General features: G+C 39.7%; 13 protein-coding genes and 1 other RNA gene. 11 read left to right on the top strand and 3 right to left on the bottom strand.

The window, feature by feature from the left end:
- Positions 1 to 8 precede the first annotated feature (8 nt).
- The 3 genes from EDC41_RS05520 (at position 9) to EDC41_RS05510 (ending at position 1,966) form a co-directional block, all read left to right on the top strand.
- The gene (locus EDC41_RS05520; RefSeq protein ID WP_006251323.1) at positions 9 to 593 is read left to right on the top strand and encodes a LemA family protein; all 585 of its coding nucleotides are present in this window, start codon (positions 9 to 11) and stop codon (positions 591 to 593) included.
- Positions 594 to 674: 81 nt separating this feature from the next.
- Positions 675 to 1,133: a TPM domain-containing protein gene (locus EDC41_RS05515; RefSeq protein WP_006248442.1), complete on the top strand. Its 459-nt coding sequence runs from the start codon at positions 675 to 677 to the stop codon at positions 1,131 to 1,133.
- Entirely contained in the window at positions 1,130 to 1,966 is an 837-nt protein-coding gene (locus EDC41_RS05510; RefSeq protein ID WP_006251324.1) for a TPM domain-containing protein, read from the top strand. Before EDC41_RS05515 ends, EDC41_RS05510 begins: the two co-directional genes overlap by 4 nt.
- Before the next feature lie 114 nt (positions 1,967 to 2,080).
- Here the strand turns inward: EDC41_RS05510 and ispF are convergent, their stop codons facing one another.
- Genes ispF through ftsB form a run of 3 tightly spaced genes read right to left on the bottom strand, consistent with a single transcriptional unit; the run spans position 2,081 to position 3,541 of the window.
- Positions 2,081 to 2,560: a 2-C-methyl-D-erythritol 2,4-cyclodiphosphate synthase gene (ispF, locus tag EDC41_RS05505; protein ID WP_006248441.1), complete on the bottom strand. Its 480-nt coding sequence runs from the start codon at positions 2,558 to 2,560 to the stop codon at positions 2,081 to 2,083.
- A gap of 1 nt (position 2,561) precedes the next feature.
- Positions 2,562 to 3,245, bottom strand: coding sequence for a 2-C-methyl-D-erythritol 4-phosphate cytidylyltransferase (gene ispD / locus EDC41_RS05500; RefSeq protein WP_006248440.1), 684 nt, complete (start codon positions 3,243 to 3,245; stop codon positions 2,562 to 2,564).
- 17 nt (positions 3,246 to 3,262) lie between these two features.
- Entirely contained in the window at positions 3,263 to 3,541 is a 279-nt protein-coding gene (gene ftsB / locus EDC41_RS05495) for a cell division protein FtsB (protein ID WP_006251325.1), read from the bottom strand.
- A gap of 274 nt (positions 3,542 to 3,815) precedes the next feature.
- Between ftsB and pckA the strand changes: the two genes are divergently transcribed.
- The 8 genes from pckA (at position 3,816) to bamA (ending at position 13,087) form a co-directional block, all read left to right on the top strand.
- Positions 3,816 to 5,423 (top strand): phosphoenolpyruvate carboxykinase (ATP), encoded by a 1,608-nt coding sequence (gene pckA / locus EDC41_RS05490; RefSeq protein WP_006248437.1) that lies wholly within the window; start codon positions 3,816 to 3,818, stop codon positions 5,421 to 5,423.
- Between the two features lie 92 nt (positions 5,424 to 5,515).
- The gene (gene bioB / locus EDC41_RS05485) at positions 5,516 to 6,517 is read left to right on the top strand and encodes a biotin synthase BioB (protein ID WP_006251326.1); all 1,002 of its coding nucleotides are present in this window, start codon (positions 5,516 to 5,518) and stop codon (positions 6,515 to 6,517) included.
- Positions 6,518 to 6,672: 155 nt separating this feature from the next.
- An RNA gene (ffs, locus tag EDC41_RS05480) (signal recognition particle sRNA small type) lies at positions 6,673 to 6,770 on the top strand.
- A 34-nt stretch (positions 6,771 to 6,804) separates the two neighbouring features.
- Positions 6,805 to 7,512, top strand: coding sequence for a hydroxyacylglutathione hydrolase (gene gloB / locus EDC41_RS05475; RefSeq protein WP_006248435.1), 708 nt, complete (start codon positions 6,805 to 6,807; stop codon positions 7,510 to 7,512).
- A 158-nt stretch (positions 7,513 to 7,670) separates the two neighbouring features.
- A complete protein-coding gene (gene uppS / locus EDC41_RS05470) occupies positions 7,671 to 8,384 on the top strand; it encodes a polyprenyl diphosphate synthase (RefSeq protein WP_006251327.1) in 714 nt (237 codons plus the stop codon).
- A 23-nt stretch (positions 8,385 to 8,407) separates the two neighbouring features.
- Positions 8,408 to 9,277: a phosphatidate cytidylyltransferase gene (locus tag EDC41_RS05465; RefSeq protein WP_006251328.1), complete on the top strand. Its 870-nt coding sequence runs from the start codon at positions 8,408 to 8,410 to the stop codon at positions 9,275 to 9,277.
- A 3-nt stretch (positions 9,278 to 9,280) separates the two neighbouring features.
- Complete coding sequence (gene rseP, locus EDC41_RS05460) at positions 9,281 to 10,591, top strand: RIP metalloprotease RseP (protein WP_006251329.1); 1,311 nt, start codon at positions 9,281 to 9,283, stop codon at positions 10,589 to 10,591.
- A gap of 114 nt (positions 10,592 to 10,705) precedes the next feature.
- On the top strand, positions 10,706 to 13,087 hold the full coding sequence (bamA, locus tag EDC41_RS05455; RefSeq protein WP_006251330.1) for an outer membrane protein assembly factor BamA: 2,382 nt from the start codon (positions 10,706 to 10,708) through the stop codon (positions 13,085 to 13,087).
- Positions 13,088 to 13,107 lie beyond the last annotated feature (20 nt).

The following is a 13,107-nucleotide window of genomic DNA, read 5'->3' as shown; positions in this document are numbered from 1 at the left end:
ATTTCATAATGAAAAAGATTTTTTGGATTTTACTGATCGCCGTGCTTGCAGTTGGCGGTTATTCTTTAACAAAATACAACGATTTAATGCGTGCAGAAGAAGACATCAACTCCGTATGGGGGAATGTTGAATCTGCTTACCAACGCCGAGCGGATTTAATTCCAAACTTAGTGAATACCGTAAAAGGTCAGGCTAACTTTGAGAAAGAAACCTTAACATCTGTAATTGAAGCTCGTGCAAAAGCGACTGCGGTAACTATTGACCCAAGCAATGCCACCGAAGAGCAAATGGCTAAATTCCAAGAAGCCCAACAAGGTGTAAACTCTGCCCTTTCACGTTTATTGGTTTCCGTTGAGAAATACCCTGAATTAAAAGCTCACGAAGCGTTTTTAAATCTGCAAGCTCAATTAGAAGGCACGGAAAACCGCATTAACGTTGAACGCAATAACTTTAACGAAAAAGTGAAAGAGTACAACAAACAAGTGCGTGAATTCCCGACTAAATTAGCGGCAATGATTATGGGCTTTAAAGCAAAACCGCAATTTAAATCTGAAGCAGGTTCTGATAAAGCACCAACCGTAAACTTCAACTAATTTTAGTTTTAATTTATTCATATTAAAAGCAATAAGCTCTTTCAAATTCGGTGCTTATTGCTTTCTTTTTAAGGGGAACAAATGGGATTATTTTCTTTTCTCTCCAACAAATTACCGATAGATACGCAACGCATTGAACAAGCAATTGCCGATTTAGAGCAAAAAACCTCTGCCGAATTGCGTGTGGTGGTGGAACGAAAAGCCAAAATCGGCAAAACCGACAACGCCGCTATGTTACGAGCAAGTGAGCTTTTCGATGAATTAAAAATGCGTGAAACGGCTGAACATAACGGTGTGTTGATCTACCTTTCATTCAAGCCTCACTACGCTGCGATTATTGGCGATGAAGGCATTCATCAAAAAGTCGATAACGATTTTTGGCAAAAAATCTATGCCACAATGTGTTTGGACTGCCAACAAGGCGATTACACCCAAGCCATTTGTGATGCAATCAAAATGGTGGAAGCTCCGCTCGCTCACCATTTCCCTTATCAGGCTGATGATAAAAACGAGCTTTCAAACGAGGTGGTAGTCAAATGATGAAATCCCTTTGCAAATTTCCATCTATTTTCAACCGCTTGTTATTGGTGTGCTTGGCTCTGTTTAGCCTAAATGCCACAGCGGTGACCTACCCAGAGCCGCCTAATCCGTTTTATTATATTACGGACTACACCAAAAACACCTTGAGCCAACAAGAATGGCGGACATTAGAAGATGCCTTAATTGCTAACCGTGCCAAGACAAGTTCGCAAATTGCCGTGGTGATTATTCCAAGCACGGAAGGCGAGGCAGTTTCAACCTATGCTCATACCCTGTTTAACAAATGGGGAATCGGACGGAGCAAAAATAACGAGAACAATGGTATATTGTTATTAATTGCCAAAAATGATCGCAAACTCTTTATTGCCACCGGACGTGGGCTTGAAGGAGCGTTACCTGATGCGATTGCATCGAGCATTATCCGCAATGACATCACGCCATTCTTCAAACAAGAGCAATATGCAGCCGGTATCGCCCGTGGCTTATCCGCCATTATGGCAGCCATTAACGGGGAATATGCCCCTTATGCAAGTTATGGCGAAGAAATGCAAGAATTTGATGACATAGACGGCTTACTCTTTTTCTTGTTTGCCGGCATTGTGATTTTCCTAATTTTCCGCCCACGAGGAAACAGTACCTATATTAGTCCCAGCTCAATGGATCAACTAGGACAAATACTAAGAGAAAGCCAACGCAGAGGTGGGGGCTTTGGCGGTGGTCTCGGAGGTGGATTTGGCGGAGGCTTCGGTGGTGGTTTTGGCGGAAGCAGAGGCAGTGGCGACAGCTTCGGTGGTGGTTCATCAGGCGGTGGAGGCGCTGGAGGAAGCTGGTAGTTTCCGCCCAATTTAAAACAATACAAGCGGTCATATTTCTCAAAAAAATTGCGTATTTTTCGCTAAACGCACAAAACGCTAATGAAAATAAGACCGCTTCCTCACTTCTCTAAGCTATGCCCTTTTTAGTAACAATGCTACGGCTTCACAAGCTATGCCTTCACCTCGCCCGGTAAACCCTAATTTTTCTGTTGTAGTGGCTTTTACATTCACTTGTGAAATATCGCATTGTAGATCGTCTGCGATCACCTGTCTCATTTTATCAATATGCGGTCGCATCTTCGGAGCTTGAGCAATAATGGTTACATCGACGTTACCGACTTGATAGCCCTGTTCTTGCACTTGTCGGTAAGCTTCAATCAACAAACCACGACTATCGGCATTTTTGTATTGCATATCAGTATCAGGGAATAATTTGCCAATATCACCTAAAGCTGCTGCGCCAAGCAACGCATCTGTTAAAGCGTGCAGCGCTACATCTCCGTCACTATGCGCAATGAAGCCTGTATGATAAGGCACTTCAACCCCAGCAATCATCAGTGGTCTATCTTCGCCAAAAGCGTGAACATCAAAACCGTGTCCAATACGTATCATTTTAGTTCTCCAAATTATGTGTAAGGTAAAATTCCGCTAAGGCTAAATCTTCAGGGCGAGTGATTTTGATATTATCACTTCTACCTGAAACCAATTGTGGCTGGTAGCCTGCAAGCTCCATTGCAGATGCTTCGTCTGTTACCTGAAGCTTATTGGCAAAAGCAGAGGATAATGCTTGTTTTAATGCTTGAGCAGGAAAAAATTGTGGGGTTAAAGCGTGCCATAAGGTTGAGCGATCTTCTGTGTGTGCGATTTTCGTGCCGTTTGCTCTTTTCATCGTATCTACCGCTGGAATGGCGAGAATGCCACCTTGCGGATCGTTAATTTGCAAAAGTTTATCTAAATCTGACCGCTTGAGGCAAGGGCGAGCTGCATCGTGAACTAATGCCCAAGCATTTTCAGTGTTGATTTCCTGTAAGGCATTTAGCACTGAATCTGCTCTCGTTTCTCCTCCAAAAACAAGTTGGATCTTAGGGGATTTTAGGAGTTCCAATGTGGAATAAAAAGGGTCTTTTCTTGCCACCGCTACAATCACTTTTTCAACATGAGGGTGTTCAAGAAAAATAGACACTGTATGCTCTAAGATAGTCTTACCCTTTAATTGTAAATATTGTTTTGGTTTTTCTGCTTGCATCCGGCTACCAACTCCTGACGCCGGAATTACTGCAATAATTTTTCGCTTCATAATATATCAATTATGTATTATTTGTTTTTTGGTACAATTCGGTAGAAAATCTCGTTCTCTTTTACCATTTCTCGTTCAAGTCTTGCTCTCTCTTCAAGTGCATCTACGCCGTTCTTTAAATCGTAAATTTCGGCTTCAATTAGTTTATTGCGTGAAGTAAGCTTTGTGTTTTCTACTTTTAATAAAGCAATTTCTTCTTGCACTTCTTGATAATCACTCCAACCATTTTTTCCAAACCAAAAGCTATATTGGAAAAAGCCGAGTAATAGGGCAAAAAAAGTAATTAATAAACGCATTTATTTTCTCTTATATGAAATAGTAATGAACTAAGCGGGTTGATTTTACCTTGAATTTGCAAAAAATTCTAAAAATCTTACCGCTTGTTACTTAAACAGGCGATGGATAGTGCTAAATGTATTCGAAAAATTGATATAAAACAAACAAATGCGTATTTTAAAGCGGTTTTTTTAAACTAAATGTCAAAAATTTGAAGTATGTAACATTTTTTATTTTTCAATTTTCGTATAATCAACCCAGTTTTAAATTTATAACTATTATGAGGTAACCACTATGTTAAATCGTATTGAACAAGAACTTGCAGACTTAGGCATTACAAATGTAAAAGAAATCGTGCGTAACCCTAGCTATGAGCAACTGTTTGAAGAAGAGATGAAATCGGATCTTAAAGGTTATGAAAAAGGCGTCCTAACAAATTTAGGCGCAGTAGCGGTAGATACCGGCATTTTCACGGGGCGTTCGCCGAAAGATAAATATATCGTATTAGATGAAACGACAAAAGATACCGTCTGGTGGACATCTGATGCAGCTAAAAATGATAATAAACCGATGACTCAATCTACTTGGCAAAGTTTAAAAACCTTAGTGACCGATGAGTTATCTAATAAGCGTTTATTTATTATTGATGCTTTCTGTGGTGCAAGCCCTGAGCATCGCATCAATGTGCGTATTATTACCCAAGTTGCGTGGCAAGCTCACTTTGTGAAAAATATGTTTATTCGTCCAACAGAAGAAGAATTAAAAGATTTCAAACCGGATTTTGTGGTAATGAACGGTTCCCAAGTAACTAACCCGAACTGGAAAGAGCAAGGCTTAAATTCAGAAAACTTTGTGGCATTTAATATCACAGAAGGTGTTCAGATCATTGGCGGTACTTGGTACGGTGGTGAGATGAAAAAAGGTATGTTCTCTATGATGAACTACTTCTTACCATTAAAAGGTGTCGCTTCAATGCACTGTTCAGCCAATGTGGGCGAAGAAGGTGATGTGGCGGTTTTCTTTGGTTTATCAGGAACCGGTAAAACGACACTATCAACCGATCCGAAACGCAAATTGATTGGTGACGATGAACACGGTTGGGACGAAAACGGCGTATTTAACTATGAAGGTGGTTGCTATGCGAAAACCATCAACCTTTCTATTGAAAACGAGCCGGATATTTATCGTGCAATCCGCCGTGATGCGTTATTAGAAAACGTGGTTGTGCGTGAAGATGGCACTATTGATTTTGATGATAAATCAAAAACAGAAAATACCCGTGTGAGCTATCCGATTTATCATATTGATAATATTGCCGTGCCGTCAAAAGCAGGACACGCTAAAAAAGTGATTTTCTTAACGGCAGATGCATTCGGCGTATTGCCACCGGTGTCTAAATTAACGCCTGAACAAACTAAATACTACTTCTTATCAGGCTTTACCGCAAAATTAGCAGGTACAGAGCGTGGTATTACTGAGCCAACCCCAACTTTCTCTGCTTGTTTCGGTGCGGCGTTCTTATCACTCCACCCGACACAATATGCTGAAGTGTTAGTGAAACGTATGGAAGCAGCCGGTGCGGAAGCCTATTTAGTGAATACCGGTTGGAACGGCACAGGTAAACGTATTTCGATTAAAGATACACGGGGTATTATTGATGCCATCTTAGACGGCTCAATTGAGAAAGCGGAAATGAGTACATTACCAATCTTCAATTTAGCAATTCCAACTGCGTTACCGGGTGTAGAAACCCACATTTTAGACCCTCGTAACACTTATGAAGACAAAGCACAATGGCAAGCTAAAGCAGAAGATTTAGCTGGCAGATTTGTGAAAAACTTTGAAAAATATGCGACCAACGAGGAAGGCAAAGCATTAATTGCTGCTGGTCCGAAGTTATAAGTTGTAATTATAAGTTATAATCGCTAAAAAATTAGTTTAGGACTAAACCTTGAATGAGGTTTAGTCCTTTTGTATAAAGGAGAAGTACAATAATGACAACATTCCAATTAAGGCTGAAAGCCAAAGATGAGCTTACCCCACACCCAACAGCACAATATTGGCGAAAATGCCAAGTGGAAGAACTATTTGATCTGCCGTTTATGGATTTAGTGTTTAGAGCGGCACAAGTTCACCGTGAAAATTTTGATGCTAATGCGATCCAGCTTTCAACGTTACTCTCAATTAAAACAGGAGGCTGTCCGGAAGATTGCGAATATTGCCCCCAATCTGCCCGCTATGATACGGGAATAGAAAAGCAAACAATGCTTGATGTAGAGACGATTGTAGAAAAAGCTAAAATTGCCAAAGAGCGTGGAGCAAGCCGCTTTTGTATGGGGGCTGCGTGGCGAGGACCTAGGCCTAAAGATATTAAAGTAGTCTCAGAAATCATCAATGCGGTGAAATCATTGGGGCTAGAAACCTGTGGTACTTTCGGTATGCTTGAAGAGGGAATGGCAGAAGAATTAAAGCAAGCAGGACTGGATTACTACAACCATAATTTAGATACCGACCCTGAACGCTATAACAAAATTATCCATACCCGAAATCACGAAGATCGAATGGACACTTTAGGTAAAGTTCGCAATGCCGGCTTGAAAGTTTGCTGTGGCGGTATTGTGGGAATGAACGAAACCCGCCCCGAGCGAGCAGGCCTAATTGCAAGCCTCGCTAACCTCGATCCTCAACCTGAAAGCGTACCGATTAATCAGTTGATTAAAGTAGAAGGTACACCGCTTACCAATGCCGAAGATTTAGACTGGACAGAATTTGTTCGTACCATTGCGGTAGCAAGAATTACTATGCCTCAAAGCTTTGTCCGACTTTCTGCTGGCAGAACTACTATGCCGGAGGCAATGCAAGCCCTCTGTTTTATGGCAGGAGCAAATTCTATTTTCTATGGCGATAAATTACTTACTACAGAAAATCCGGAAGAAGATCATGATCGCCAATTAATGGATAAATTAGATTTATATCCGCTACAATATATAGCCTGAGTGCCAATGATTTTCGCCTGAAAATTAAAGAATCAAGCGTTATTTTACGCAAATTTCTAACATAAAATAACCGCTTGCAAAATTCGTTCTTGTCTTATTTTTAAATTTATCTATAATGTGAGGCCTTACGCAAGCTTGCGTAATTCGATGGGGCGTTATTGGTTCCTCGCAATGGTGTTCAGCTTACTTGATCAGGTTCGGAAGAAAGCAGTCTGGGTTGAAATTTCCGTGTGCCGAGGGTGGCTGGTAATGCCCCACCCTTTTTTCAGTTCTATCAGGAGAACGTTATGCTCCAGATCACTCCCATTCCGGCATTAAAAGATAATTACATTTGGGCAATCCGTAACGGGCAAGATGTGATTATTATTGATCCATCAGAACATCAGCCAGCATTAAACTTTATTGCAAAAAATGCGTTAAATTTAACCGCTATCTTGATTACCCATAATCACCACGACCATACTGATGGGGTGAGTGGTATTGTTGAGCAATATCCGAATATCCCTGTTTATGGTCCGCAAGAAGTGGCTGAATTTGCCAATGTGATTGTCTCGCCTGAACAACATATCAGCCTGTTTGGTTATGATGTAAGGATTATTGAAAGTGGTGGGCATACCGCAGGGCATATCAGTTATTTATTTGGCTATGATTATCTGTTTTGTGGCGATGCGTTATTCTCCGGCGGTTGCGGGCGGGTTTTCACCGGTGATTACCAAGCCCAATTTGATGCGTTACAACGCTTTAAAAATCTGCCTAACTCGGTTAAAGCCTACCCGGCTCACGAATACACCAAGAGCAATTTGAAATTTGCAGAAGCGGTTCTACCACCAAGCTGTGTATTATCGGAATATCAAGAACAGGTTGATCTTTTACGTTCGCAAAACAAACCGACTTTGCCAACCACTATTGGCTTGGAAATGCAGGTGAACCCGTTTATGCAAGCGGTCGATTTAGCCGAATTTATTGCACTTCGTCAGCAAAAAGACAATTTTTAACCTCATATTTCTAATTAAGCATTAAAGCCTCTCACTTTAATGCTTTTTGGTTAAATAAAACCTTTGCAAACATCGCTTGTCAATTCCACTCTGGCTTATCCTATGGTATAGTTACGACTATTTTTAGCTTAATTTATTATTTTAGTGAGTAAAATTCTGTGAACTTCGATCCTCAAAATATGCCTAAGCACGTTGCCATTATTATGGATGGCAATGGCAGATGGGCTAAGCAGAAAGGAAAATTACGCATTTTTGGTCATCAGAATGGTGTAAAGGCAGTTCGTTCTGCAGTTAGTTTTGCAGCAAAGCATCATATCCAAGTTTTAACCCTCTACGCATTTAGCAGTGAGAATTGGAGCAGACCAGAAACTGAAGTTTCAGCTTTAATGTCTCTGTTTATGAAAGCTTTAGATTCTGAAGTTAAAAAATTACATAAAAATAATATTCGCTTAAAGATTATAGGCGATAAATCCGCCTTTAGCGAAAATTTACAAAAACGCATTGCCGAATCGGAAAAATTAACCGAAAACAATACTGGGCTAATCTTAAACATTGCTGCCAACTATGGTGGTTACTGGGATATTGTTCAAGCTGCTCAACAACTAGCAGTACACGTTAAATCTGAACAACTTGCTGTGGAGCAGATTACACCAGCATTGTTTCAACAACATTTAGTGACAGAAAACCAGCCGCAAGTGGATTTATTAATTCGAACCAGTGGCGAGCAGCGGATCAGCAATTTTCTATTATGGCAAATTGCTTATGCCGAGCTGTTTTTTAGCCCGGTTTTATGGCCTGATTTTAATGATGAGGCTTTTAGTGATGCAATTTATGCTTATCAGCAACGTGAACGCCGATTCGGTGGTTGTTAATATAAAAAGAATAAGGAAATACAATGCTTAAAGAACGTGTACTTTCAGCGATTATTATGATTATTGCCGTGCTGGCTGCCATATTTTGGCTCTCACCACTTCCTTTAACTTTAGTGTTATCGGCAATTGTTGTGGCTGCAATGTGGGAATGGGCTCAATTTGCCGGCTTTAAACACCCTGTGCCACGTGCAATTGTGGCAATGGTGACAATCTGCTTATTACTTTTTGCGATCGTTGCGAATACTGATTATATCCGAGCCACCCGTTTTATTACTGATGAGACTACCCCTATCCTCTTTATTGGCTGTATTTGGTGGTTAATTGCCCTTGTCCTAGTGGCAACTTACCCCAACTCGGCAAAACTGTGGGAAAAATCTGTTGCAGCTAAATTCCTATTTGGACTTGCTACCTTAGTGCCGTTTTTAATTGGCACGCTCGCATTGCGTTTCCATAATTATGCATTTGATCCATACCAAGGAACTTATTTATTCCTTTACGTCTGTTTATTAGTTTGGGGAGCTGATTCAGGTGCTTATTTTGCTGGCAGAGCCTTTGGCAAAAGAAAACTTGCCCCAAAAGTATCTCCGGGTAAATCGTGGGAAGGCGTAATTGGTGGCGTACTCACCTCTAGTTTGATTGCCTTTACCTTTTTACAACTTACACCGGCAAATGTATTCGGCAAAGCATTAGCCACTACCCCATTTATTTTAGTTTCGGTCGGTACGGTTGCTATTTCAGTCTTAGGCGATTTGGCAGAAAGTATGTTTAAACGCCAAGCAGGCATTAAAGACAGTAGCCAGTTAATTCCTGGGCATGGAGGTATTTTAGATCGTATTGATAGTTTAACCGCTGCCGTTCCGTTTTTTGCTACATTCTTCTTTTTTGTACTATAGAATATGACGTCCATCATTGCATTTTTTATTTTAATTTGCGTACTGGTTTTTGTGCATGAATACGGGCACTTTTGGGCTGCTCGCAAATGCGGGGTAAAGGTGATCCGTTTTTCGATCGGATTTGGTAAAGTCTTATTTAAGAAAAAAGATAAACAAGGAACCGAATTTGTTTTTTCACTTATTCCTCTGGGCGGCTATGTACAAATGTGGAATGGTGAAACGGATATCAACGCTCCAGCTCAACAAGCTCTTAACACAAAATCTGTATTGCAACGTGCATTTATTATTATAGCCGGTCCTGCTGCAAATTTTATTTTTGCGATTTTGGCATACTGGGTCGTTTTTATTGCCGGTATTCCAACTGTTAAACCTGTTATTGGGGAAATTTTACCAAACACTATCGCCTCCCAAGCAAGAATTCCTACCGAATTGGAAATTACAAAAATCGGTCATCAATCTATCCAAGATTGGGAAAGTGCATCTTTAGCACTAGTTGGTTTTGTGGGCAATAAAAATGTACCGTTAGAGGGAAATATCAACGGCAACTCAACACAAAAATATGAACTCGATTTATCTAACTGGAGTATTGACTCAGCCAAAGAAAACCCATTAACCGCATTAGGTATTCGCCCCAAAAGTGCAAAAGTCACCGCTGAAATTAAACAAGTTGTCGAAAATTCTCCTGCAAGCCAAATGGGTATTCAAGCAGGTGATCGTATTCTTCAAATTAACCAGCAGCCATTTAATTGGTTCAATTTAGTTGAACTGGTACAAGCAGGTAAACCTATTGAACTTAAAATTGAACAACGAGGTCAGATTAAAGACCTTGTCGTCCAACCAGAAAAAAAAGACGAACGCTATATTATCGGGGTAATACCAAGTTATGAGCCTCTTGCAGATAAATATCGTACCGAATTAAAATATGATATTCTTACCGCATTTTATAAAAGTATCGAAAAAGTGTGGTCTCTTACCCAAACCATACTCCAATTTATCGGTAATTTAATAAGCGGTGATTTGTCCATTAAAAATTTAGGTGGGCCAATTTCAATGGCAAAAGGAGCCGGTGCAACAGCTGAAATCGGCTTAGTTTATTACCTTAGTTTTATGGCTCTAATCAGTGTCAATTTGGGGGTAATGAACTTATTTCCACTTTTACCCTTAGATGGTGGGCAACTTGTTTTATTGGCTGTTGAAGCAATTCGTGGAAAAGCATTATCAGAAAAAATACAACTCAAATTCCAACAAATTGGATTTGCATTCGTGCTGAGTTTAATGTTATTCGCCTTTGCCAACGATATAATTCACTTTTAACAAGCGGTTAAAAAAGGTGACTTTTTTGCAAAAAGCACCCTGACATCAAAATCCATAATATGGATTTACACTATATTCTTAATAATTTTGCAAAACGATCATAGGATAATTTCAATGAAAAAATTATTACTTTCCTCTCTTTTAATTGCAAACGGTGTAGTTGCTGCACCTTTCGTAGTAAAAGACATTCGTGTTGAAGGTGTGCAACCTACAACAGGCGAATCTATCATTTCATCTATTCCGGTTAGAGTAGGTCAAACAGCAACGGATACTGACGTATCTAATGTCGTCCGCCATCTATTCAGCCAACAACGTTTTGCAGATGTTCGTGCAACACGAGAAGGCAATACGCTTGTCATCAAAGTCGCTGAAAAACCGATTATTGGCAAGGTAGAGATCGAAGGTAACCAAGCGATTCCTAAAGATGCCTTAGAGCAAAATTTAAAGGCAAACTTAATTAACCAAGGTGAAATTTTTGATGCTGCCAAGCTTGAAGCTTTTAAAGAAGGACTAATCGAACATTATCACTCTACCGGCCGTTATGAAGCCAAAATTGACACATCTGTTGCGAATAACACCGAAGGTGGCGTTAATATTAAGTTAGCGATTAATGAAGGTGAAGTTGCTAAAGCCAAAACAATTAAGTTTGAAGGTAATAATGCCTTCTCTGATAAAAAATTATTAGAAAACTTAGATATTCAACCTGATGTTTCTTGGTGGAATATTTTTGAAAGTAGCAAATTCGAACAAACCGCCTATCAAAAAGACTTAGAAACATTAAGAGATTTTTATTTAAATCGTGGCTATGCAAAATTTGCTATCCAAGATACCGATGTTCAATTCAATGATAATAAAACGGAAGTTGCATTGACCTATAAATTAGATGAAGGGTCACAGTACCATGTCAGTGAAATGCGCATTATCGGCAATACAGCCAATATGGATAGCCAGCTCAACGCCCTACTAAAAGAATTCAAGCCTGGTCAATTATTCCGTAAATCAGACCTTACACAAATTGAAGAAGAGATTAAATCTATTTTAGGGGACGCAGGTTATGGTTCAGCTAAAGTAGATATTTATCCTCAATTTAATGAAGAAAATAAAACCGTAAAAATCAGTTTTGTTGTGGATGCCGGTCGTCGTCTTTATGTTCGTAAAATCCGTTTTGAAGGTAATGGTGTCACTGCAGATTCAACATTACGTCGTGAAATGCGCCAACAAGAAGGTGCTTGGCTTTCCACAAACAAAGCTTCTCTAGGTAAAGCTCGTTTAGAAAGAACCGGTTTCTATGAAAGTGTTGATATGTCAATGCCAAATGTAGAAGGTACAGCCGATCAAGTTGATGTAGTGTATAAAATTAAAGAACGCAATACCGGTAGTATTAACTTTGGTATCGGGTACGGCACGGAAAACGGTATCAGCTATCAAGCAGGAATTAAACAAGATAATTTCTTAGGTATGGGGTCAACTATCAGTCTAAATGGTACCCGTAATAACTACGGTACCAGCGTTAACCTAGGCTATACCGAACCTTACTTTACTAAAGATGGTGTAAGTTTAGGCGGTAATATTTTCTATGAAGATTATGATAACTCAGACAATGATTCAGTGGCTTCATATAAACGCCAAACCTATGGTATTAACGGCACATTAGGCTTCCCGGTAAATGAAAATAACTCATACTACTTAGGTTTAGGCTATACGCACGATAAAATTAAAAATGCAGCACGTGAGTACACTCGTGAGAAATATGTAAAATCAATGAATTTTGAGTTCGATCCAGCTACCGATTATTACAAAAAAATCAAAGCGGACGATTTTGATTTTTCTCTCGGTTGGAACTACAACAGCTTGAATAGAGGCTATTTCCCGACTGAAGGAACTACTGCAAATATTGGCGGTAAAATTACAATTCCAGGCTCTGACAATAAATATTACCGAGTCAGTGCAGACTTTAGAAATTATTACCCGTTAAACCGTGAGCACAAATGGGTAATTTCAACGAAAGCTAGCATTGCTTATACTAATGGATTTGGTGGTAAAGAAGTTCCATTCTATCAGCTTTATACTGCCGGAGGTATTGGTACACTAAGAGGTTTCTCTTACGGTGCTATTGGGCCTCAAGCAATTTACTATAATACAAAATCCGGTAAATTTGATAGCATGAAGAATGATATTATCGGTGGTAATGCGTTAGCTGCGGCAAGCTTGGAATTAATCACACCAACGCCATTTGTGAGCGAAAAATATCAGCACAATGTAAGAACATCTCTCTTTGTTGATGCTGCAAGTGCATGGCATACAAAATGGAAGAAAGATGAATATACGAACTTGCCTGACTATGGTGATTTCAAACGTTTCCGTGCTTCCGCCGGTATTGCATTCCAATGGATGTCTCCAATCGGGCCATTATCATTCTCTTATGCGAAACCAATTCGTAAATATGATAATGATGATATTGAACAATTCCAGTTCAACATTGGTAGTTCATTCTAATTAACCACAAGCGGTTAATA

Origin of the sequence: Mannheimia haemolytica (assembly GCF_004342115.1) — a bacterium.
Classification (GTDB): domain Bacteria; phylum Pseudomonadota; class Gammaproteobacteria; order Enterobacterales; family Pasteurellaceae; genus Mannheimia; species Mannheimia haemolytica.
This window is presented reverse-complemented; position numbering and strand designations above follow the sequence as displayed.